This is a genomic window from Providencia xihuensis, from assembly GCF_041953405.1.
GTDB classification, from domain to species: domain Bacteria; phylum Pseudomonadota; class Gammaproteobacteria; order Enterobacterales; family Enterobacteriaceae; genus Providencia; species Providencia vermicola.
The window spans coordinates 3,581,277-3,605,377 of record NZ_CP169565.1 but is presented as its reverse complement, the minus strand read 5'-3'; the positions used below and the strand labels follow the sequence as shown (position 1 = coordinate 3,605,377).

Annotated in this window: 20 protein-coding genes; 16 read left to right on the top strand and 4 right to left on the bottom strand. The window is 40.5% G+C overall.

The genetic code is table 11. The features are described 5' to 3' along the window. Positions 1 to 82: 82 nt before the first annotated feature. Genes ACE2AL_RS16215 through ACE2AL_RS16195 form a run of 5 tightly spaced genes read left to right on the top strand, consistent with a single transcriptional unit; the run spans position 83 to position 4,830 of the window. Positions 83 to 1,660: an ABC transporter substrate-binding protein gene (locus ACE2AL_RS16215; protein ID WP_272574055.1), complete on the top strand. Its 1,578-nt coding sequence runs from the start codon at positions 83 to 85 to the stop codon at positions 1,658 to 1,660. Beyond that, a complete protein-coding gene (locus tag ACE2AL_RS16210) occupies positions 1,645 to 2,628 on the top strand; it encodes an ABC transporter permease (RefSeq protein ID WP_375083684.1) in 984 nt (327 codons plus the stop codon). Before ACE2AL_RS16215 ends, ACE2AL_RS16210 begins: the two co-directional genes overlap by 16 nt. Then, positions 2,625 to 3,437 (top strand): ABC transporter permease, encoded by an 813-nt coding sequence (locus ACE2AL_RS16205; RefSeq protein WP_206083666.1) that lies wholly within the window; start codon positions 2,625 to 2,627, stop codon positions 3,435 to 3,437. Before ACE2AL_RS16210 ends, ACE2AL_RS16205 begins: the two co-directional genes overlap by 4 nt. Next, entirely contained in the window at positions 3,431 to 4,207 is a 777-nt protein-coding gene (locus ACE2AL_RS16200) for an ATP-binding cassette domain-containing protein (protein ID WP_206083667.1), read from the top strand. Before ACE2AL_RS16205 ends, ACE2AL_RS16200 begins: the two co-directional genes overlap by 7 nt. Before the next feature lie 14 nt (positions 4,208 to 4,221). After that, the gene (locus ACE2AL_RS16195; protein WP_206083806.1) at positions 4,222 to 4,830 is read left to right on the top strand and encodes an ATP-binding cassette domain-containing protein; all 609 of its coding nucleotides are present in this window, start codon (positions 4,222 to 4,224) and stop codon (positions 4,828 to 4,830) included. Between the two features lie 26 nt (positions 4,831 to 4,856). Here the strand turns inward: ACE2AL_RS16195 and ACE2AL_RS16190 are convergent, their stop codons facing one another. Then, positions 4,857 to 6,416 (bottom strand): S8 family serine peptidase, encoded by a 1,560-nt coding sequence (locus ACE2AL_RS16190; protein ID WP_375083683.1) that lies wholly within the window; start codon positions 6,414 to 6,416, stop codon positions 4,857 to 4,859. A 379-nt stretch (positions 6,417 to 6,795) separates the two neighbouring features. Here ACE2AL_RS16190 and ACE2AL_RS16185 point away from each other — a divergent pair, with 379 nt between their 5' ends. The 8 genes from ACE2AL_RS16185 (at position 6,796) to ACE2AL_RS16150 (ending at position 15,652) form a co-directional block, all read left to right on the top strand. Further along, a complete protein-coding gene (locus ACE2AL_RS16185) occupies positions 6,796 to 6,969 on the top strand; it encodes a hypothetical protein (RefSeq protein WP_375083682.1) in 174 nt (57 codons plus the stop codon). 233 nt (positions 6,970 to 7,202) lie between these two features. After that, positions 7,203 to 9,404, top strand: a complete 2,202-nt coding sequence (locus ACE2AL_RS16180; protein WP_375083681.1) for a TonB-dependent siderophore receptor — start codon at positions 7,203 to 7,205, stop codon at positions 9,402 to 9,404. Positions 9,405 to 9,488: 84 nt separating this feature from the next. Further along, the gene (locus ACE2AL_RS16175; protein ID WP_375083680.1) at positions 9,489 to 10,589 is read left to right on the top strand and encodes an ABC transporter substrate-binding protein; all 1,101 of its coding nucleotides are present in this window, start codon (positions 9,489 to 9,491) and stop codon (positions 10,587 to 10,589) included. A 288-nt stretch (positions 10,590 to 10,877) separates the two neighbouring features. Continuing rightward, positions 10,878 to 11,537 (top strand): transcriptional regulator, encoded by a 660-nt coding sequence (locus tag ACE2AL_RS16170; protein ID WP_206083670.1) that lies wholly within the window; start codon positions 10,878 to 10,880, stop codon positions 11,535 to 11,537. Positions 11,538 to 11,548: 11 nt separating this feature from the next. Next, the gene (locus ACE2AL_RS16165) at positions 11,549 to 12,616 is read left to right on the top strand and encodes an alanine racemase (RefSeq protein ID WP_375083679.1); all 1,068 of its coding nucleotides are present in this window, start codon (positions 11,549 to 11,551) and stop codon (positions 12,614 to 12,616) included. 15 nt (positions 12,617 to 12,631) lie between these two features. Beyond that, complete coding sequence (locus ACE2AL_RS16160) at positions 12,632 to 13,792, top strand: M20 family metallopeptidase (protein ID WP_206083672.1); 1,161 nt, start codon at positions 12,632 to 12,634, stop codon at positions 13,790 to 13,792. A 9-nt stretch (positions 13,793 to 13,801) separates the two neighbouring features. Further along, positions 13,802 to 14,263, top strand: a complete 462-nt coding sequence (locus tag ACE2AL_RS16155) for a RidA family protein (RefSeq protein WP_206083673.1) — start codon at positions 13,802 to 13,804, stop codon at positions 14,261 to 14,263. Positions 14,264 to 14,356: 93 nt separating this feature from the next. After that, positions 14,357 to 15,652: an MFS transporter gene (locus tag ACE2AL_RS16150; RefSeq protein ID WP_206083674.1), complete on the top strand. Its 1,296-nt coding sequence runs from the start codon at positions 14,357 to 14,359 to the stop codon at positions 15,650 to 15,652. A gap of 50 nt (positions 15,653 to 15,702) precedes the next feature. Here the strand turns inward: ACE2AL_RS16150 and ACE2AL_RS16145 are convergent, their stop codons facing one another. Then, positions 15,703 to 16,602: a LysR family transcriptional regulator gene (locus tag ACE2AL_RS16145; RefSeq protein ID WP_375083678.1), complete on the bottom strand. Its 900-nt coding sequence runs from the start codon at positions 16,600 to 16,602 to the stop codon at positions 15,703 to 15,705. 100 nt (positions 16,603 to 16,702) lie between these two features. Between ACE2AL_RS16145 and ACE2AL_RS16140 the strand changes: the two genes are divergently transcribed. The 3 genes from ACE2AL_RS16140 (at position 16,703) to ACE2AL_RS16130 (ending at position 20,061) form a co-directional block, all read left to right on the top strand. After that, entirely contained in the window at positions 16,703 to 18,034 is a 1,332-nt protein-coding gene (locus tag ACE2AL_RS16140) for an MFS transporter (RefSeq protein WP_272539293.1), read from the top strand. After that, entirely contained in the window at positions 18,035 to 18,433 is a 399-nt protein-coding gene (locus ACE2AL_RS16135; RefSeq protein ID WP_375083677.1) for a hypothetical protein, read from the top strand. It abuts the gene before it with no gap. A 164-nt stretch (positions 18,434 to 18,597) separates the two neighbouring features. Further along, positions 18,598 to 20,061: an MFS transporter gene (locus ACE2AL_RS16130; protein WP_353168077.1), complete on the top strand. Its 1,464-nt coding sequence runs from the start codon at positions 18,598 to 18,600 to the stop codon at positions 20,059 to 20,061. 227 nt (positions 20,062 to 20,288) lie between these two features. Here the strand turns inward: ACE2AL_RS16130 and rpoD are convergent, their stop codons facing one another. Continuing rightward, positions 20,289 to 22,142, bottom strand: a complete 1,854-nt coding sequence (gene rpoD, locus ACE2AL_RS16125; RefSeq protein WP_206083679.1) for an RNA polymerase sigma factor RpoD — start codon at positions 22,140 to 22,142, stop codon at positions 20,289 to 20,291. 189 nt (positions 22,143 to 22,331) lie between these two features. After that, the gene (gene dnaG, locus ACE2AL_RS16120) at positions 22,332 to 24,077 is read right to left on the bottom strand and encodes a DNA primase (RefSeq protein WP_206083680.1); all 1,746 of its coding nucleotides are present in this window, start codon (positions 24,075 to 24,077) and stop codon (positions 22,332 to 22,334) included. Positions 24,078 to 24,101 lie beyond the last annotated feature (24 nt).

Below are 24,101 nucleotides of genomic sequence, written 5' to 3'. Positions count from 1 at the left end.
ATGGTTACCAATATCATTAACTGCCTGATGATGTTTCATTTTTATTTAGTGATAAAAATAAAACCAAACTATCGAGGGATGTATGATTAAAAATATCGTTGCGGCTATGTGTTTAATGGGGCTGACGCTGCCATCACAGGCCGCAGAACCAGCTCATTCACAAACATTACGTTTAGCGATTGGCGCAGAACCGACTGAAGGTTTTGACCCAATGCTCGGGTGGAGCCACGGCAGCTACCTTCTGTTACACAGCCCATTACTCAAACAAAAAGCCGACCTTTCATGGCACAGCTATATGCTGGAAAACTACCAACACAATGCCGATGGGAAAGAGTGGACATTAACGCTAAAAAAAGGATTGAAATTTTCAGATGGTTCGCCATTAACTGCAAAAGATGTAGTATTTACCTACAATAATGCCGCTGCGAGCGGCGGCAAAGTGGATATGGGTAACTTTGCAAAAGCTGAGGAAATTGACCCATTAACCGTCAAAATCACCTTATCTTCTCCACAAAGTACTTTTATCAATGTATTAGGCTCCCTTGGGATTGTTTGTGCTGATAAATACGATGCAAAAACCTATGCGCATAACCCAATTGGCGCAGGACCATACCGTTTAGTGGCGTTCCAGCCAGGGCAGCAATTAATTGTTGAGCAAAACCCGTACTACGCTGGGCCAAAAAATGATTTCAATAAAATGGTTTTCGTCTTCCTTGATGAAGATGCGGCCTTTGCTGCGGCACAAAGTAACCAGCTGGAAATTGTCCGTATTCCCGCAGCGGTGGCTGCCAATGCTAATAACGTCAAAAACATGAAGTTAGTGGAGCGCTATAGTGTGGAAAACCGTGGTATTTCCTTCCCAATTCCACCAGCAGGTGGAAAAGATGCACAGGGTAACCCTGTGGGGAATGATATTACCTCTGATGTTGCGGTGCGTAAGGCGATTAACTACGCTTTTGACCGTAAATTATTAGCCGCATCTGTCCTCGAAGGTTTTGCTGTTCCCGCTTATACAGGTGTGGCAGGACTACCGTGGAATAGCCCTGATTCCGCCTTTAAAGATGGCGACACCGAAAAAGCCAAATCTATTTTAGAAGAGGCGGGCTGGAAGCTGAATAAAGATGGCCTGCGTGAAAAAGACGGCAAAGTGGCAAAACTGACACTCTGGTATGCCAGCGGTGATACCACACGCCGTGATTTAGCCCAGGCTATCCGCTCAAGCTTAAAACCTATCGGCATCGAAATGGATTTAAAATCGGGAAGTTGGGAAACCGTTGAGCGCAATATGCACGCCAACCCAACCTTGTTCGGTTGGGGCAGCTTAGACCCAATGGAAATTGTCCATAACTACAGTAGTAAAGCCGCAGGCGTTGGTTTCTATAATCCAGGTTATTATAAAAATGCAGCGGTTGATGAGTTAATTGAAGAAGCACTGCGCCAACCAGACCAAAATGCGGCTATCCCGTTATGGCAAAAAGTGGATTGGAATGGCACAACGGGCGTGGGCATTAAAGGGGATGCCGCATGGGCTTGGTTGATGAACTTACAACATATTTATTTGCTGAATAATTGTGTGGATTTAGGCACCAGTGCGCCTGAAATTCACGGCTCTTGGTCAGTGTTAAATAACGTTGATGAATGGGCATGGACTTGCCAGTAATGCGAACGACTCTTGGGCTTTTATTGCGTTTTATCTGTTTGTTGACTGTGACAGCGGCAGGGATCTTTATCCTGTTAAGCTATTCGCCTATCGACCCAATAAAAGCCTATATCGGTAATGATTTATTGCATGTCCCCCCCGAGCAATACGCCTTAATTGCGGCTCGCTGGGGGCTTGACCAGCCGCTATGGGTGCAATTTTGGCGCTGGTTTTCACAAATGTTACAAGGGGATATGGGCTATTCCATGTTGTACAACACCCCCGTTGTGCAAGTGATAGCGGATCGCCTTGTTCCCTCGTTAGCACTGCTTATCTGTGCTTGGCTTTTTTCGGGTATTGTTGGATTTGTGTTGGGCTTAGTCGCAGGGCGTTATCTCAACAGCTGGCCAGATAAGCTGATTTCAACCCTTAGTTACCTATTAGCATCTATCCCTGTATTTTGGGTCGGATTATTACTGCTTTCGCTGTTTGCGGTGTCATTGCAGTGGGCGCCGATTTGCTGTGCATGGCCGATTGGTTTAGATGAAGAAACGGCGACATTTTCCCAAAAACTTCATCACCTTGTTTTACCTGTGATTGCGTTAGGGATGTTGGGCGTAGGGAATATTGCCTTACACACCCGAGCAAAAGTAATGGAAGTAATGAACAGCGAGTTTATTCATTACGCCCAAGCGCAAGGGGATAAAGGTTGGTCAATGATAGGTTTTCATGTACTTAAACATGCTATCACCCCAGCCATTTGTTTGCAGTTCGCGTCTGTGGGCGAATTGCTCAGTGGGGCGCTTCTTGCTGAGAAAGTGTTTGCGTACCCAGGGCTGGGGCAAGCGACCATCGATGCGGGTTTACGAGGCGATATCCCCTTATTGATGGGGATTGTGATGTTGTGTGCCACTCTGATTTTTTTCAGTAATACGGTTGCCGATGTCTTATTGAAAAAAGTGAATAAGGGAGTGATGAGAGACGCATGACCTACAACCCAAATCGAGCGCTATTTAAATTAATTATCTCACTAACGTTATTGGTTATTTTAGCGAGCTATGCCGTGTGGTTGTCATCTGCCGACATTGAAATGAACCTATTGGATAGGCGGCTTGCCCCTTCTTGGGCTCATTTATTTGGTACGGATAATTTAGGCCGAGACCTCTTCGAAAGAACATTCCAAGGCGTCGCGACTAGCTTACAAATTGGTTTGATTGCGGCTGTATCCAGTGGGTTTATCGCTTTAGTGATGGCCGGGTTGTCTTCCGTGAGCAAAGTGATGGATTACGCGGTACGCGGCGTCATTGATGCACTATTAGCATTGCCACATCTTTTGTTACTCGTACTAATTTGCTTTACTTTGGGCGGCGGAAAAATGGGGGTAATCTGGGCGGTCGCGCTCACTCACTGGCCTAAGCTTACCCTGATTTTGCGTTCCGAGTTACTGCGAGTGAAGCAGGCGGATTACATCATGCTATCCCAGCGTATTGGCAATAGTGCCGTTTACCGTTGGCGTTACCATTATTTACCCATGATTTTACCGCAGTGGATGGTCGGTACGTTGTTGATGTTCCCACACGCGGTACTTCACAGTGCGGCACTGAGTTTCCTTGGCTTTGGGCTATCGCCACATGAACCTTCATTGGGTATTTTATTGTCAGATGCACTACGTTATCTCAGTACAGGGGCGTGGTGGCTGGTGGTGTTTCCCGGTGTCGCTTTGATGGGGTTAGTGTTGTTATTTGACCAATTTGCAAAAGCCGCGGCGCAGCTATGGCTAAAGGGGGCAACATGTTGAGCTTAGATAAGCTGACTATTGATGTCGCAAAATTTCGTTGGTTAGGGCGTAAACAATGGTCACCATTACTGCAAGACATTTCACTCGATATTCAGCCAGGGGAAATGGTCGCTTTGATTGGTGGAAGCGGAGAAGGAAAAAGCCTTTTATTACAAAGTGTTCTAGGCTTATTGCCAGATAATATGCGCAGCCAAGGAAATATCAGTCTGAATGGCAATGCATTGACGGAAGAAAACAAGGCACAGCATCGCGGCAACTCGTTATGTTATATACCTCAAGGGGTTAGTGCTCTAAATCCCTTGATCCAAATTGGTCCTCAGCTTGAAAGGGCTGCAGTACTCAGCGGCCAACACATTAAAATGCACGATGTGGCGCGCCATCTTCAGCAATATAACTTGCAAGAAAATTTGGTGAATAGCTACCCAAGCCAGTTATCTGGAGGAATGGCAAAGCGAGTACTGGCAAGCAGTGCAACATTGTCCCGTGCACAATATATCCTCGCGGATGAGATTTCGTCTTGGTTGGATGATGAACATGCGCTGCAACTGCTTGAAAATATGAAATCCTTGTGCCGTGATGGGCGAGGTATTTTATGGGTTACTCATGATTTATCCATGGCGGTGCGTTTTGCTGACCGTGTTGCATTACTGCGTAATGGGGCGCTAGAGGATGTGTTAAGTAGCCAAACCTTAAAACAAGGCGGTGGTGGAAAATGGCTGCAATCCTTGTGGAATGCACTACCAGAACATCAATTTATGGCAATGAAATGAAGGATATCGAACCTATTTTAGCAGTTAAAAACCTGAATATTGATCAAGGTGGGAAAGCCCTTTGGCGGGACTTTAGTTTTTCCCTTGCGCCGAATGAACGCCTCGGTATCTCTGCACCCAGCGGTTTTGGTAAAACAACGCTTGGTCGCGTTTTAGCACAGTGGCAAGCACCTTCTAATGGTTCGATTCTATTCACGGGAAAGCCACTTTCTAAGCAAGGTTATTGCCCCATTCAACTTGTTCCCCAGCACCCTGAAAAAAGTTTTAATCCCTACCGGACGGTAGGGGCGAGTTTACGAGATGCTTGGCAACCTGACTCAGACTGGCTTGAACGCTTTTCTATCAAACCACAATGGTTGGAGAGACGGCCTACTGAGTTATCTGGAGGGGAGCTGGCGCGGATTGCATTGTTACGGGCTCTTGACCCACGAACACAAATTTTAATTGCGGATGAAATTACTGCGCAGTTAGATGCGCACTTACAAAAAGAGATTTGGCAGTTTCTAATTCAGCTTTCAGAAGCACGCCCCTTAGGAATGATTATTTTTAGTCATAACAAAGCGTTACTTGAAAAAGTTTGTACATCTGTCTTAACCCTTGAAGGGGGAAATGCCGCCACGTGATAGACGGCGGCTTGAATATATGTAAACTACGCGCTTTCGGGTAAGTCTGACTTGCGGATGATGCTATCAACGATACCAAACAAGTAATCTACATTGGGTCGACAACCAATGCCGTGTGATACACCTTCAGTATAATTTGATGCAGCAATAACGGTACGCATTTGCCACGGAGATAATATTGCCCCTTGTTTTTTCGCGTAATCTTGAATTAACGCTAATGCACCTGAGCATAATGGTGTAGCGCTGGATGTACCCGAATAATTATTTGAATAATTGCGGTTGTTCCCTGGTAATTTTTGTAATGAGCCATAACCTGTTGTGGTGACACTCCAGTCTCCCCAAGAATTCACAAAGGCAACTTCTGGGTTATAGTTCGAGAAATAAGCTCGTGTTCCGTTTTGGTGGTTACAAGCACCCACTAAAATACTGCCACTATCACCGAAATCCTGCATCACGCCAGGTTCACTTAAATCCAATCCGCCATTGCCCGCCGCAAGGATAACAGTTGCACCTTTATCTACGATAATTTTCATACGTTCCCACCAGCTACGTATTGCAGTGGCAGGGAGCAGTTTTCCTCCAACACTAAACTGTATATCTAGGCTGACAATATCACCAGGCTGCACATGATTGACGATTAAATCTAGGTCACCTGTGTCATAGAAGTAAAATTGGCAGTGATGGGCAATACCTGTAACACCAAATTTATTGAGCGTTGCTACGATACAGCCTGTTGATGCAGTGCCATGATTACAGTCTTCACTTTCTGGGCGGCTATTCACCACAACGATATCTGAGTCGATTAAATCCTCATGGTTTCGGTAGACACCAAAGTCTAAGTGACGTACGACTGCGGATGAACCATTAATATTTTTTGCCCATGCATCGCGGATGTTCATCCCTTTGGGCGCATCAAGGTAAGTTTGTCTTGGCGTAAAATCAGGGGTAATAAAATCGTCACTTTCGCTTTTAATATCGTCAAGTTGCTCAGGGTTTACGGGCAGTTCTGGGGCCAGATACCCTGTGGTATCTGGAGTGACGGAACAATACTCGACATAATCTAAACTCTCTATTTGTTCCGCTAGCTCAACTAAGATTTCAAATTTACCGTCTCCATGGAACGTAAAATAATCATATTCATTTAATGTGTCATAAATTAATGACCTTTTTAATTCTAAAGTCGGGAGCTTTGAGTAAAAAGTTAAATCTTGTTTTATTTTATCATAATTTTTCTTTTTTGCTTTTATATCTAAATAATAATTAGAAATACCAGCTATTTTTTGATTGATTGTTTTTTCTTTAGTGGTGGTTTTAATTTTGTTTTTTCTTTCACCTTCGCTGATATGAAAATAAATTTCCTTTGATTGGATGTTTGCTGTTTTTTCAGCCTCCAGGCTAATCTCTACACGATAGTGACCTGATTTATCGATAGAAAATAAATGACTTTCACCTGTGGTTTCGGTTTTTTCTATAATTTCATCATTTAAAAGCAAATGAATTGATAATAATTTATTTGCTTTATTATTGAATTCAACAAAAATCCCATTGGTATAAATATCAATGAATTTGAAAATTTTAATATTCATAGTTTCTCTTTTAATTAAATTAGTATATGGAATGAATTATTTTGAAAATAAAAATGCATTTAAATACGAGTGATTATTTAAAATAAAAAAGGTATTTATGACAACGTTAATAATTAGCTTGAATTTAATATAAATTAATATTTATGTTTTTAATAAGGCTGAATTTATTTTCAGTTTTGACAAATGTTATAGGGAAACGGTTTTCTTCCACTTATTTTTTATCTTCAAATAAAAATGATAAACATTGTTAATACTAAGGTGAATATATGTCTTATCAATTAAATTACCTCACTGCATTGTGCGATGTAGTCCCACAACGGGAAATCGCTATTTCATTTACCTGACATTATCCACCGCTGTGATGTCCAGCACAGGGCCGATGACCTTATTATCCCCAAAAGGGTTGATTTATGATGAAGGTCTATTGGGGGCAATGAAAATTATTCGTAATGCATTAAAAAAAGAAAATCGCCCGCAATTTTTACGTATGTTCCGCCATTTTCGACAAAACCGTGGAAAGCTAAATTACATTGCCGTGGTCAGTGTGAAATGAAATAAGGAATGCGCACTCATATGCGCAAGGATGCGCTGAAAACGTTACCTAACACAAATAACCTTTTAATTCATTACTGTAATAATAATAATTCTTATATTGAACGTGATTATCAGTTACTATTGCGAATAGTTTTTCCGCAATATAGTTAGCGGTGATTTAATCATGTGTCGTTATTGGTTCTGGCGCTGATAACGATGGTATCAATAATTATATTTAAAGGTTTTAACTCAATGAAAATAAAACATCTTTTTATTCTCTCCCCTTGCTTGCTACCTTTTATATCCCCCTCGGTATTGGCCGCTGATAACAAAGAAGAGAAAATTACAGTCTCTGCAACCCGTGGCTACAAATCAGTTTCAGAAATGGCACAAACCACTTGGGTCATTGATAACGCCGAAATTGAGCAGCAAGCAGAGGGTGGGAAAGAGTTAAAGGATATTTTATCGCAGTTAATTCCAGGAATGAGCGTGAGCGGCCAAGGCCGTACAAACTACGGGATGAATATGCGTGGTCGCTCAATGATAGTGATGGTGGACGGGGTACGCCTTAACTCCTCACGTAGTGACAGTCGCCAGTTAGATTCGATTGATCCTTTTAATATCAATCATATTGAAGTCATTTCTGGTGCGACTGCGATGTACGGTGGCGGCAGTAGCGGTGGTTTAATTAATATCGTGACAAAAAAAGGCCAAGAAGAAAAACAAGTTTCCCTGCAATTAGGTGGGAAAACAGGTTTTAATAACGGGAAAGATCATGATGAAAATGTCGCGGCAGCAGTGAGCGGTGGTAATGAAAATGCGTATGGTCGTATTTCTGTCGCCTATCAACGCTATGGTGGCTGGTATGATGGTAAAGGCGACGCGATTAATATTGATAATACCCAAACAGGGTTACAGTTTTCCGATCGTCTCGATGTGATGGCATCAGGCTCCGTAAAAATAAATGAAACACAACAGATTCAAGCGACCTATCAGCACTATAAAAGCGAGTCTGATGGTAAGCATGGCCTATATTTAGGCAAAGATTTTTCTGCAGTGAAGGGGGATGGTAAAGCCTATAACAGTGGTAAATTAAGTTCAGACCGCTTACCAGGCACTGAGCGTAACTTGCTTAATTTACAGTATTCAAATGCAGATATGTTTGGGCAAGATTTTGTTGCTCAGGTCTACTACCGTGATGAATCACAAAAATTTTACCCGTTCCCAACGTTAACAGGAAAAGAGGTTTCGAGTATCAGTTCCTCTGATCAACAAACCAATTTCTATGGCACTAAGCTGACATTTAATAGTCAACCCCTTGATGAATTGACGCTAACTTATGGTGTCGATGCGGAGCACGAGCAATTTCGTGCAAACCAAATGTTTTTTGATTTGGAGCGTGCAAAAGAATCAGGGGGAATGGATCTCACCAAAGCGTTCCAAATTGGCCGCTACCCAAGCTATACCACCACAAACATGGCGACATTTTTACAAAGCAGCTATGACATCACGCCGATGTTTACCTTAAGCGGTGGCGTGCGTTACCAATATACTGAAAACAAAGTGGATGATTTTGTTGGTTATGCACAGCAAGAAGCTATTGCGAATGGCAATGGTAAATCCGCAGATGCCGTACCTGGTGGGAAAACCGATTATAACAACTTATTGTTTAATGCAGGTGTGTTAGTTAATCTGACCGAAGAGCAACAAACCTGGTTTAATTTCTCCCAAGGCTTTGAAATCCCTGATATTGCGAAATATTACGGAACCGGTGATTATGCGAAGACCCCAGATGCCAATGGACACTATCACCTAAATAAAAGCGTTAACATCAATGATACCAAAGTTAAAGGGGTTAAAGTGAATTCCTTTGAGTTAGGTTGGCGTTACACCGGTGAAAACCTGCGCACGCAAGTTGCAACCTATTATTCTTTATCTGATAGAAGTTACGGCATTAATAAAGATGACATGACCATCTATATGAAAACCGATAAACGCCGTATCTATGGGGTAGAAGGTGCCGTTGATTACTTCTTTGACGACTCAGACTGGAGTATTGGTAGTAACTTCAACCTGCAAAAATCAGAAACCAAAGTGAACGGTAGCTGGGAAAAATGGAGTGTTGACTTCGCAAGCCCGTCTAAAGTTAACGCTTACGTGGGTTGGGAACCGAATGATTGGTCATTGCGCTTACAAAGCCAGCAAACATTTAACTTAACGGATGCCGCAGGTAAAAAACTGGATGGCTATAATACCGTTGATTTATTAGGTAGTTATATGCTTCCAGTGGGGAAAGTGAGCTTTGCGGTTGAAAACTTACTGGATAAAAACTACTCCACGATTTGGGGGCAGCGTGCACAAGGGCTGTATAGTCCGAAATACGGTGCCGCTAACCTTTATGACTATAAAGGTCGTGGCAGAACCTTTGCACTTAACTACAGTGTGACGTTCTAATTTGACATTTTAGTCAATGATAAAGCCACTTCACAGTGGCTTTATTCATACCAACCTCTTTAAATTTAAGGTAAAAGATTTCCTATGAAATTATTTCTCACAGGATTATTGTGCTTGCTAAGCTTCTGGGCACAGGCTAAAACGCCAACGGTGATCACAGACTTACAAGGTCGTGAAATTACGGTTAATCTTCCCGTCGAAAAATTATTTTTGGTGGATAGCCGTGATATTTTGTCGGTAGATATCGCTGCGGGTAAGGCCGGAATCTCGCGTATTGTTGGTTGGAGTGATTCTCTGACTCAGTACGCCCCAGACTTAAAAGACGCGTATTTTAGTGTGCTGCCTGAACTAGAAAAAATTCCAACCTTAAAAAAGACGCGTGAAGCAGGGCTTCAAGTTGAAAAGCTGATCGAGCTTATGCCAGATGTCATTATTATGCATAAGGCCAATTATGGTGCGATGCGTGATAGCCAAATTTTACCGCAACTTGAAGCGGCGGGGATCAAGGTTGTTTTTATCGATTTTCGCATGGATATTGAGAAAAACACCCCGAAAAGCATTCTATTATTGGGTGAATTGTTAGGGACGAAAGAAAGAGCCTCACAGTTTGCTCAACTCTATCAAGCTAAATTAGCGGCCATTGAAACTCAATTATCACCGCCTTTTCCTTCTATTTTAATTGAAGCCAATGCAGGGTTATTTGGGGACAGTTGCTGCCAATTGTATGGTCGTTCAGGTTACGGGGAACTGGCATCTTTAGCGGGGGGGAATAACCTTGTTGCAGATAATTTCCCTGCGAAAGGGGCAGAAAGCTCAATTGAGAATATTATTACTTTAAACCCTGAATTTTATTTGCTCACAGGTGCTGATTGGCACAACTTCAATCGCCGTTCGCTTGCAGTCAGCCTAGGATATAATGCAAATAAAGCTAACGCTCAGAAACAGCTCTCGGCATTGATGGATAGGCAAGGGATTTCGTCTTTAACCGCAGTAAAGGAAAAGCGTGTTATGGCGATTTACCATAATTTTTACAACAACCCGATGAATATATTTGCCATCGAAGCGATGGCGAAATTTATGCACCCAGAGCTATTTAGCACATTAAACCCAGAACAAAACTTAATTGACTTTCAACAGCAGTTTACAGAAATCCGAGAAACTGGGGTTTTTTGGATCAGTTTGTAGAAAACGGTTAGTCGCTAACTTTTTGTTGGTGTAAAAAGCTAACAAAAAGTTAGGTTGCTGATGTATCGCTGTAGCCGCCTTAATTCAACTGTGAATCCGTTCAAATCCCTTGTCATATCAGCTCTCCTCGATCCTTTTATAAAGTGCTATTATTGTTGTGTTAGCCATTTCAGCAAAAAAATAGTTAGCTAGAATCAAGATATAGATCACAAATTACTCAAATCTCGATTGAGTCTCCATAATGATCTAACTAATATTTAGTTAGGCTTAAAATAAGTTTGGTAGAAAATGAAAATAATCCAAGACAACTTTGAAATGTTATTGGCTGTGATGAAAGGTATTGCAGGCCAATTTGGTGAGAATTGTGAGGTGGTATTGCATGACCATAGTAAAGGTCTTGAAAGCAGTATCGTTGCGATTATCAATGGGCATGTCACTAAGCGAAAAGTGGGCGACCCAAGTAGTAATTTAGGGCTTGAAGTGTTACGTGGAACAGATGTGGATGGTGATAAGTACAATTATTTCACCCAAACAAAAGACGGGAAAATGTTACGTTCAACATCCATCTATTTACGTGACGAAAATGGCAAAGTGTCTGGGGCTCTTTGTATTAACCAAGATATATCAGAGTTTATTGCTGCGGAAAAAGCCATTCAGGGGATCACCCAGAGAAACAGTGTTGAGCAAGATCCAATCAAAGAAGTGTTTGTGACAGACGTAAATGAAATTTTGGATCATCTAATTCAGGAATGCATGCAAGTTATAAAAGTACCTGTTATCAACATGACGAAAAAAGAAAAAATGGATGCCATTAAATTCTTTGATGATAGAGGTGCTTTTTTAATTAAAAAAGCAGGCGAGAAAATTTGTGAGTTTTTAAATATTTCCAAATATACCCTTTATACCTATTTGGGCGAATTAAAAGGGGAAGACAATAATGAAGAATAAGAGAGGTTTTTATGCCAATTACGCCTTATGTTGCGTTGGATTTACAGCAACTTGAAAAAAATGTCAGGGGCATGACAGGCAAGTTAACACAGCAGGGAATCGAACATTGGCCACATATCAAAACACACAAATCAGTAGAGTTGGCTAAGTTTGAAATACAATGTGGCGCTAAAGGGATAACTTGTGCCACATTGCATGAAGCAACCATCATGGCAAAAGGTGGGATAGAAAATATTCTTTTAGCTTACCCCATGGTTGGAGAAGAAAAATGCCAACAGTTTGTTGAGTTAGCAAAGTACGTTAATTTAAGGACTATTGTTGATAGTGTAAAAGGTGCGAAGCAATTATCATCCGCGGCGACTCAAGGAAATGAAATTGTCGAAGTTTATATTGCGGTAGATTATGGTGCACATCGTGAAGGTATCCAACTTGAAGATTTAGAGCCATTTGCATTAGAAATACAAAAATTATCCAATTTAAAAATAATAGGTGTGTTTACTTATGCGGGTACTATTTACCAATATCGCACAGAACCTGAAATTCGCAAAGCCGCAAAAGCGGAGGCTGAGCTTCTGTTATTATGTCAAAAAAGGCTAGAAGCGATTGGTATTGATATTCAACGTACATCTGGTGGTTCAACGCTCTCATCTTTTTATGCGGATGAATTAAAAGGGATTACAGAATCGAGAGCGGGTAATTTTATTTTCGGTGATATGAATGCGATTTATGGGGGGATTTATACACCGAAAGATTGTGCATTAACCATCCGAACAACAATAGTTAGTATTCCTGTTCCTGGTTATGCAACAGTTGATGCAGGAACGAAAACATTAACTTCAGATCAATCTGCAGAAGCTGGGTTTGGTTACATTGTAGAAGACCCAAATATTAAATTAGTTAAACTCAATGAAGAGCATGGTTATCTTCGTTATGATCCAGATACAGTAAAATTAAATATCGGAGATATATTAAATATTATTCCAAACCATAGCTGTGTTATTCCAAACTTAACAAATAAAATATACGCATTAAATAATAATGAAATAGACCATATTATTACACCAGACGCACGATATTAATTATCGGAGAATAAAATGTATAAATTAAATAGTCAGCAACAAAATGAGTTGCTTGAGCTTCTTTGCGCCTTAATTAAGCATAAGTCTGAAAATCCACCAGGAGAAGAACAGCAGGTTGCTGAATTTATATATCATTATTTTAAGCAAGAAAATATTGATGTTGAGATGCAAGAAGTTGCTCCTGGTAGGCCAAATGTTATTGCCCATTTGAAGGGAACAGGAAAAGGGAAACATCTTTTATTTAACGGACATATTGATGTGGTTCCTTGTGGCTGTGGTTGGAGTACTGAACCTTTTGAACCCGTAATTAAAGATGGCAAAGTATTCGGTCGTGGTGCCGCTGATATGAAATCAGGGGTTGCCGCTATGATGTATGCTGCGACTTTATTAAAGCGCAACCAAGATGTATTTTCAGGGGATTTAACGTTAGTTTTTAATGTTGACGAAGAAAGAATTAATCTGGGTATGTTGCACTATATTAAAGATGGAGTTAGTGCTGATTACGCCATCATTGGCGAGCCAACCTCACTTGATGTTTGTATTGCGCATAAAGGAGTCAGTCGTTATAACCTGAGCACAAAAGGAACTGCGGGGCATGCAGCAAAAACACGGTATCCAGATAGTGCAATTTCTAAAATGGCAAAGATACTACCAGCATTAGAACAACATCGTGCTTCTGTTGAAGAAATAGAGCATCAATTGTTAGGTAAGGCTTCCATGATTATTACCACGATCAATGGGGGAACAGCACCAAATATTGTACCTCAACATTGTGATATTGAAATTGATAGGCGTTTAGTTCCAGGAGAAGATAAACATAAGGTTGAGCAAAAAATTCACCAAGCAATTGCGGAATATAACCAAGGTGAAGAAGTTGAATATCATTTAGATAATTACTTGTTTATTCCTGCATCAGATATTCCTGTTGACCATGAACTCACTCAGGTAGCCTTAGAAACAGTCAGTCGTTTTGCAGAAAAAACAGTACAGCCACAGATATTTGAAGCAACATGTGAAGCACCTTTTTTCTCTGTGACGAGCAAAATTCCAACACTAATTATGGGGCCTGGGGGCTTAGCTCAAGCACATGTTAAGGATGAGTTTGTTGAAATAAGCGAATTGTACCTTGCAGCAGAAATTTATTATGACATGGCAAATATATTGCTAAATAAATAGGAATAATTAATGAATATTGAAAAGAAACTAGAAGAAAAAGGAATTACATTAGCCACACCAGGGGCTCCTAAGTTTTCATATGTCTCAATTAAGCAATATGGCGATTTACTTTATACATCAGGGCATGACTGTCAAAAAGACGGTGTATTAATTCATACAGGAACATTAGGAAAAGAATTAACTGTCGAACAAGGTCAGGAAGCAGCTAAACAGTGCATTATTAACATATTTTCATCATTAAAAGCCTATTTAGGTGATTTAGATAAAATTGACGAGTGTATAAAATTATTAGGTTTTGTACAGAGTACCAATGATTTTAAAAACCAACCTCAAGTCATGAATGGGGCTTCAGATTTTTTAATTGAAATACTTGGAGATAATGGAAAACATGCGCGTTCAGCAATAGGTACAAATACATTACCTTTTGATACGCCAGTGGAAATAGAACTGATATTAAAATTAAAGTCGTAAATAATAGATAAAAAATAAAGATTATTAATAAAATAAATCTGCGGAGTAAATATTATTCCGCAGGGTCCTGTTACGTCTTAAAGGTACTTAATTATGTCACTACATGCGAGTAAAAGACTAAAGCGCTGGCAATTTATTGCGCTCACATTCTTGCTGATAGCAGGTATCATTAACTTTTTAGATAGAGCATCTCTTTCTATTGCAAACTCTACAATAAGTAAAGAATTAGGATTTAGTGCAACACAAATGGGGCTGCTATTGTCAGTCTTCTCGTTTGGTTATGCATTATGCCAGTTGCCAATAGGCATGGTCATGGAACGTTTTGGTGTTAAAAAAATCTATGGTTTTGGCTTATTTTTATGGTCGTTAGCTCAGACTGTTACAGGCTTATTATCATCATTTACTCACTTAATCATTGCGCGTGTTTTCTTAGGTATTGGTGAAGCACCTCATCTACCAACAGGCGTTAAAGTTGTTAATGACTGGTATAATATTCGTGAGCGTGGTTTACCAATGGGGATTGTTAATATGTCCTCTACACTCGCACAAGCATTAGCTCCACCATTATTAATTGCGTTAATGCTAGCGTTTGGGTGGCGTACCATGTTTATTATTATTGGTATCAGCGGTATCATTCTTTCAATCCTATGGTTCATTTTCTATCGTAACCGTGAGCAATTAGATTTAACTGAAGAAGAATTAAGTTATTTAAATGATGGTGCTCCGCCTTCATCATCCAATAAAGTTTCTTTTAAAGAATGGGCATCTTTATTTAAACAACGCTCATTATGGGGAATGATTATCGGTTTTAATGGTGTGGGTTACATGGTTTGGTTATATTTAACTTGGTTGCCTGCATATTTAGAGAGTTCACGTGGTTTAAGCCTAGAAAAAACAGGTTGGGTTGCTGCTATACCGTTTTTATTTGGTGCATTAGGTATGTTAGTGAATGGTGTTGTTGCAGACTATGTTGTTAAACGTGGCGCAGATAAAATGAAAAGCCGTAAATGGATGATTTGTTTAGGGCTATTATCTGCAGCAATATTTACATTACCCGCAGCATATACAGACAGCACTTTCTCAGCAGTTGCATGCATTAGTATGGCGCTATTTTCTATTCACTTTGCTGGGACATCTGCGTGGGGACTCATTTTAGTTTCGGTTCCTTCACGTCTAATTACTTCTGTTAGTGGGATTCAGAATTTCGGTGGCTTTATTGGTGGTTCATTTGCACCGATTGTCACAGGTATTATTGTTGACCAAACACACTCATTTACGCTGGCATTAGTTGTATGTGCAACAGTGGCATTTTTAGCATCGTTGGTTTATTTCTTCTTTGTGAATGAACCTATTAAAGATCCAGCTGAGATGCAGTTACAGAATGCTTAAGTTTTAAGGGGTAGTTATAAATTGAAAAACCACCAATATCGGTGGTTTTTTTACGATTCAATTCGAATGTTGGATACCAAATAATCAATAAAAGTCCGTGTCTTAGCGGGTAAAACAGAAGTGCTCGGGTAAAGTAGTTGAATGTTTTGCTTGGGTAAATGGTATTCAGGAAGAACGTGGACTAAACGTTTAGCGTTTAAATCCTCATTCACCAGCCAAGCAGGGCAAATAGCGATGCCTAAAGAGGCTAATACCATTTGGTGGATAACTGCAGCAGAGTTGGACTCATATTGACTTGTTATTGAGGGAATACTGAAGTTTTCTCCACAGTTATTTTGCATAACATATTGGGTATCTTGCCAATTTAACAGCGAATGATTCACCCAAGGTACGAGTGCAAGGTCAGAAACCTGATTAATTTGGTATTTTTGAACAAATTCAGGGCTAGCAACCAAATAAATATTGTAGTCACCTAATTTTTTCATTTTGAGTGATGAGCTTTTTAAATTACCAAGTCGAATAGAGACATCAAGTTTTTCTGTAATTAAATCATCTAGAGATGAATTGACGGAATATTGTAATTTTAACCTAGGATAAAGGCGGCAAAATTCAGGAAGCAAGGGAAGAATAAAGCGTTGACCAAATTCACTTGTTGATGAAAAGCGTAATAAGCCTGAAATATTAGTACCTAAATTCTGGCTCTTTTCAAAGGCCTCATTAATTTGACTTTGAATATGTTTAAAGTCTTCGTAAAAATGTTTCCCAACCTCGGTTAGGGCTATATTGCGGGTATTTCGCGTTAGTAAACTCACATTTAACTCAGTTTCTAATTGCTTTATGTCAACACTGACCATTGAGCGACTTAGCCCTAAAATATCCGCAGCCTTGGTGAAAGAACCTGAATCTACGACCTGAAGAAAACTGATAATTTTTTTTAAATTCCTTTGCATAATGGTATTTATTGTTCTGTTTTATTAAACAATGATTTTACTTCTCTTGTATCGACAAAGAAAGGAGTAATCCTTACTCTTTGCCGCTATAGGGGGGGGTATGTCTTATCGTTATAAAATTGCGACCGTGTTTTTACTCGGTTTCTTTATTGATTGTATTAATATTTTTATGTCAGCAATTGCATTGCCTGATATCGCATCATCATTTTCGGCTAGCCAATCACAGGTGGCATGGGTTGCGAATGCGTATATTTTAGGACTAGTGCTAGTGATGCCGATCAGCTTGTGGCTAGCGGGGCGGTTTGGTAATCAAAAACTACTGTGTTATTCAATGTTACTTTTCACACTTGCAGTGTGGCTAAGTGGTTCAAGCCAGTCTATTTATAGTTTGATTTTTTGGCGTTTTGTCCAAGGAATGGCTGGTGGGTTATTAATTCCTGTAGGGCAAGCGCTCGTTTTTGCGTTATTTCCCAATAACGATCGCCAACGTATATCGACATTAATTATGACAGTGGCACTTATTGCTCCTGCTTTTTCGCCAGCGATTGGTGGCGTAATTATTGATTCGTTATCTTGGCATTGGATTTTTTATTCTAATATCCCATTTTCTTTATTAACGGCAGTGCTTGCTTGGGGTTGGATAAAAAATGATGGGCAAGCATCACGAGAAAAACCAGATATTTTCGGCCTGATAATGGTCAGTATCAGTTTACTTTGTTTGTTATTGTCTTTTTCGCTGTATAACGATTATCACAGTGTTGCATTGGCTCTTACCAGTTTTTTTACCTCAGTTGTGGTATTTATTTTTTACCTTAGCTATGCCAAAAAATGCCGCGAACCTATTTTAAATTTTCAGTTATTAAAAAATAGTAACTTGCGTAATGCCTTTATTGTTTATTACGCAGTGCCTGGTATTTTTACTGGGGTAAATTTGCTCAATATTTTTAACTTACAAATTAATTTGGGCTTTAATGCAGGGCAAACAGGATTATTTATGATTTTGTATGCGGCAGGAGCTGTTGTTTCGATGGTTTCTGGCGGGCGCCTTTATTTTCGTATAGGGAAAAAATGTTTATTTGTTCTCGGTATTGTATTGCATAGCTTGGGAATATTTTTGCTTTATTGGGTATCCAGTTCAGCACAATTAAGTTTGTTGGTGATGGCGTATTTATTGATGGGTATGGGGGGCGGATTAAGTGCAAATATAGCCCAAATCAGTTCACTGATGGATTTCAAAGATAAAGATTTATTGCAAGGAAGTGTGCTGTGGAATATTAATCGCCAAGTCGCTTTCAGCGTAGGTGCTGTCGTTTTAATTTCAATATTTAGTCTAATGCCATCTTCGGATCAGCTATCTAACTACCAATATACTTTTTTAATTGCTTCTATTCTTGGGCTATTTTCATTAATTTCAGTCAGTAAGGAAAAATAAATGCGTGATTCAATGCAAAAGGCACTGCAAAGCGTTGTCGATATACATGTGTTAATTGAAGATGTTTTCACGGGGCGCAATAGTGATAAAAGTATTGCTCCATTATTAGCTAGTTTTACTGAAAACTTTAAAATGGTCACCATCGGTGGGTACCGAATTGGCTTAACTGAGGTGGCAGGGCTATTTAGCGAAAATGTCGGTACAAAACCCTCATTTCTGACAGTACCATTTGAGGTTATTCCGTTATTTGAAGCTGGCGAAAGGTGTTGGATTCAATATCAGGAACGACAAGAAAATGAAGGGCTCACAACATTAAGGACATCGACAGTCTGTATTCGAGTTGTCGATAACCAATGTTATTGGGAATATCTGCATGAAACCCCTGTTTTAAATAGCTAGTTTTTCCCTTTATTAATAAACAACGGCTGATTAGGCCGTTTTTTATGTTTAGTAGAAAATAATTTACTCGTGATTTTATAGGTAATGATATCCATTCTCATTTCAATTGACCGTCGGTCGGTCATATTCTATGATGTAGTCATAACGAAGATGAGGTAGATGAAATGAGACGATTATTTTTGATCGTTGCCGTGTGTTTAGGCACATTTATGGCAACATTGGATATCAGCATCGTGAATGTGGCACTCCCTGCAATTGGTGAAGATCTTGGGGCGAGTCTGTCGATGTTACAGTGGATTATTGATGCATATGCGCTATGTCTATCTGCATTGATCCTTTCTGTTGGCCCTATCAGTGACCGCTATGGACGCAAAAAAGTGTGGTTAATAGGAATTGTGATCTTTACTTTAGGCTCTGCAATTTGTGCATTTTCAGTATCTTCTCAGATGCTAATTATTGGCCGAGTTATCCAAGGGATAGCAGCTGCAGCATTGATCCCTGGTGCGCTTTCAATTATCACTCAAGCCTTTAGCAACGATATTGAACGGATTAAAATTATTGGAATTTGGTCAGCAGTTAGCGCGCTTTCATTAATTATTGGCCCAATATTAGGGGGGTTTTTGGTTGATACCTTTAATTGGATGACGATTTTTTTAATCAACATTCCAATTGGTTTACTGACCCTATTGTTAGGGTGGATTGGGATCAATGAAAGTGCCGATCCCGAGAAAGCCGCTTTTGATCCTTTAGGGCAACTATTGAGTATTGTGGCGTTAGGTAGTGTTACTTTTGCTTTAATTGAAGCGGGGGATAAAGGCTGGGGAAATTATTTCACGCAAAGTGGATTAGCTATTTTTACAGTAGCGGCTTTAGCCTTTATTTGGGTAGAGAAACGGGTGGAGAAACCATTACTCCCTTTTTTCCTTTTTAAAACAAACCCTTTTTTCTTTCAATATAATATGGCCTCTTTTGCTCTGGGTTTTGCCACCTACAGCAATGTGTTTTTTATCGCGCTATTCTTACAAAAAGGCCAGGGATGGGGTGCTTTTGAAGCGGGACTCCGTATGGCGCCAGAATTTATTGCGATGGCGATATTTTCATTTTCATTTGGTAAATTATCCCGTTTTTTAAGTGTACGTAATTTAATGGTTGTTGGATTTATTTTAATCGCGAGTGCATCATTGTTATTTACGCAGGTAAATTCTGAAACGGATTATCTGCCCATTGCATTGATATTATTCGTTTTAGGTGCAGGAATGGGGATGTCGACGCCTGCAATTGGTGCTTTAGTGATGGCGAGTGTTGAAAAAGCGTATTCAGGCATTGCATCAGCGATAATGAATGCATTAAGACAGACAGGGATGACATTAGGGATAGCGCTATTAGGCACATTAATGACTCACCGTGCGGTGAGCCAATTACTCCATGATGATAGGTTAAATAGCGCGATGTCTTCTCAAGAAATCGAACGTTTGATTCATAGTTCTTCTGGTTCGATGCCATCGTTGCTGGTTGAACAACTGACGCGTTCTGCTTTTGTTTCAGGATTCAATGTGGCAATGTTTGGTGGTGCAATCGTGATTATGGCAACGTTATGCTTAATGATGAAAAATAAAGTGATGAAATAAAATTGCACTGAAAAAAAACACCTGCCTTGGCAGGTGTTTCAGACTGCTGACAAACCGATTAGGTTTGACTGCAGGTTGGATAGGTTTTGAAAATAAACTAGGAAAATCAATTTATTGATTTTCGCCTGATAACACAAAGCAGGAAAAACCACGCTTTTATCCTGCTTTGTCAACAACCAAAAACACCTGCCTTGGCAGGTGTTTTTGTCTATTCGAATAACGTGTTCTTATTCATCAAGGAAGCTGCGCAGAACTTCTGAACGGCTTGGGTGACGCAGTTTACGCAGTGCTTTCGCTTCAATCTGACGAATACGTTCACGGGTAACATCAAACTGTTTACCTACTTCTTCAAGAGTATGGTCAGTATTCATGTCGATACCAAAACGCATGCGCAGAACTTTCGCTTCACGTGCTGTTAAGCCAGCTAACACTTCGTGAGTTGCAGAGCGTAAGCTTTCTGATGTTGCTGAGTCTAAAGGCAGCTCTAAAGTCGTATCTTCAATGAAATCGCCTAAATGTGAATCTTCATCATCACCGATAGGGGTTTCCATTGAGATTGGCTCTTTTGCAATCTTCAGAACTTTACGTATTTTATCTTCTGGCATTAGCATGCGTTCAGCCAGTTCTTCTGGCGATGGCTCACGGCCCATTTCTTGCAGCATTTGACGAGAGATACGGTTCAGTTTATTGATGGTTTCAATCATGTGAACCGGAATACGAATTGTACGTGCTTGGTCAGCGATTGAACGCGTGATAGCCTGACGGATCCACCAAGTTGCATAAGTTGAGAACTTATAACCACGGCGGTATTCAAACTTATCAACGGCTTTCATCAGACCGATATTACCTTCTTGGATCAGGTCAAGGAATTGCAAGCCACGGTTGGTGTATTTCTTCGCGATAGAAATAACCAGACGCAAGTTCGCTTCAACCATTTCTTTTTTCGCACGGCGAGCTTTCGCTTCACCGATAGACATACGACGGTTGATATCTTTAACTTGTTCGATTGTCAGGCCAGTTTCTTCTTCAATTTGACGTAATCTTTGTAGGCAACGCAGAATTTCTTCTTCAACTTCAAGCAGTTTTTCAGACCACGGCTTGTTCATCGCTTTTGCTGCTGTTAACCAAGTCTCGCTGGTTTCATTACCGCTGAATAAGGTGATGAAGTTTTTCTTCGGCATTTTGCACTGTTCAACACACAGTTTCATGATAGTACGTTCTTGTAAACGAACGCGATCCATCATTTCACGCATGTTATTGACCAGATAGTCAAATTGCTTCGGTACTAAACGGAACTCTTTGAACACTTCGGAAAGTTGCTCAATCGCAGCGGCGGTTTTTGCATCGCTGCGTCCATATTGTTTGATATGTTGACGTGTGCTTTCATACTGTTCACGAAGATCAGAGAATTTCTGGCGCGCTAATTCAGGATCGATGCTGTTATCGTCATCGCTATCACTGTCATCGCCGTCTTCATCTTCTTCATCTTCATCGTCGTCTTTATCCAACTCTTCTTGTGGTAATTCAGAGCCGACGTGGGTGGCAGTAGGGGCAAGATCTTCTTCCGCATTAGGGTCAACAAAGCCAGTAATCAAGTCAGATAGACGGCTTTCACCTGCTTCAACACGGTCGTATTGCTCGAGAAGATAAGTGATAGCCTCAGGGTATTCAGCAACAGAGCACTGAACCTGATTAATCCCATCTTCGATACGTTTTGCGATGTCGATTTCACCTTCACGGGTGAGAAGTTCGACAGTCCCCATTTCACGCATATACATGCGAACAGGGTCAGTAGTACGGCCAATTTCACTCTCAACACTGGATAAAACTTGTGCAGCGGCCTCTGCTGCATCTTCATCCGTATCGGAAGTATTCTCAGCCAAAATCAAATCATCGGCATCAGGTGCTTCTTCCATGACCTGGATGCCCATGTCATTAATCATCTGAATGATATCTTCAATCTGATCTGAATCGACGATATCTTCCGGCAGATGGTCGTTGACCTCAGCATAGGTTAAGTAACCTTGCTCTTTACCCTTGGTGACGAGTAGCTTAAGCTGCGACTGCGGGTTTTGCTCCATAAGACGGTATCCACACTTCTGAGTATTTAGATTGGTGTCGGTCGGCGAAACATTCGGCCAACAAGAACATACAAAGGGAAATATTTATTATTTGCTACGCCCTTTATTTTCGCAGCATTTTACAGGCATCTGCCTTGTGTTTAGCGGCACTTAAGCCGTTTTATATACTAATTCTATTTTGGGTTTATATTATGTTTTTACTCGCGACAGCGTAATTAAATGCACCTCTTCGCGCTCTTGCGGGGTCAGACTTTGTGTGCGAGCTTTCGCCATTAAATAGTCGAAACGTTCGCTGAGTGCGCTATTAAATAGATGATTTAATGCATCTATAAAGGTATTTTCCGCTATCTCCTCTATTTCTATATCGTTCCATGTTGCTAGTTTTTCAAGCTGTTTCGAAAAATTATTATCTCGATAACGCTCTAGCAACTGCCCAGTCGTCATTCCGGGGGTGGAACGGCATACATCGACCAATTCCTGAAATAGAGAAAGCCCCGGCATTTGGATATGGGCAATTCCCTCTAATGAGGGAACAAGCTCCGAAAAGTTCGGATTTTGCACTAACAGTGCGATAAGAATTCGCATTGTTGTCGGTTTTAATTTTGGCGCCTGATAATTAACTTGCTCGGTGTTCTCTCTATCAATAATAGCAAGAACCTGAGAAATATCTGGTATACCAATAAAATTTCCTAGCTCTTGCGCCATATAAAGGCGCAAAGTCTCACCCGGTATCTGTTTAATCAAAGGGATAGCAAGCTTACTAAATTTTGCTTTCCCTTCTTGGGTGGTTAAATCAACTTGTGGTACGAGTGAATCAAATAAAAAGCCTGATAACGTTTGTGCTGTTTGCATGCGCTGCTCAAAGGCTTCTTTACCTTCTTTGCGTACCAATGAATCAGGGTCTTCACCATCAGGTAAAAACATAAAGCGTAGTTGGCGGCCATCCGTCAGATAAGGCAGGGCGGTTTCTAATGCGCGCCATGCCGCTTCGCGGCCAGCTCGGTCACCATCATAACAACAGATAACAGTATCTGTTGAACGATAAAGTAACTGAATGTGTTCTGAGGTGGTTGAGGTTCCCAGTGATGCTACCGCATAGCGGATGTCATACTGAGCCAATGCCACTACATCCATATAACCTTCGACAACTAATAACTTCGCTAATTCACTGCTATTTTGTGTTGCTTCATAAAGGCCGAACAACTGACGACCTTTATGGAAAATATCTGTTTCTGGCGAGTTCAAATATTTGGGTAATGCATCCCCTAATACTCGCCCACCAAAGGCGATAACTCGACCTCGTCTATCCCGAATGGGAAACATCACGCGCTCTCTAAAGCGGTCATAGACACGGCCATTATCATTGGTCACTAACATGCCTGCATCATCAAGCTGTTTGCGACTGTCGGGGTTTACTGCGAATTTCTTGAGCAAATTATCCCAGCCTGGGGGGGCGAAACCAATGGAAAAATGCTCAATAATTTCTGCGCTCAAACCACGTTGGCTTAAATAATCTTTGGCTTTATTTGCCGAGGGATGATTTAAGGCAGCGCAGTAAAATTGGTTAATTTTTTCCATCAACTGATACAAATTTTGCCGTTGATGTAATTCTATTTGGCTTGTACCTGTTCCTTTTTCATACGGAACGTCAAGGCCATGTAATGCAGAAAGTTCTTCAATTGCTTCGACAAAATCGAGTTTGTCGTAATTCATCAAAAAATCGATAGCGTTACCGTGAGCACCACAACCAAAACAATAATAAAACTGCCTTTCACCGTTAACGGTAAAAGAAGGCGTTTTTTCATTATGAAACGGACAGCAAGCGTGATGGTTTTTACCCTGTTTTTTTAACGGGACTTTTGCATCGACTAAATCAATGATGTCAGTTCTTGCTAACAAGTCATTGATAAATGAACGCGGAATTCGTCCAGCCATAAGCCTCTTTTTCGCCTGTTGATG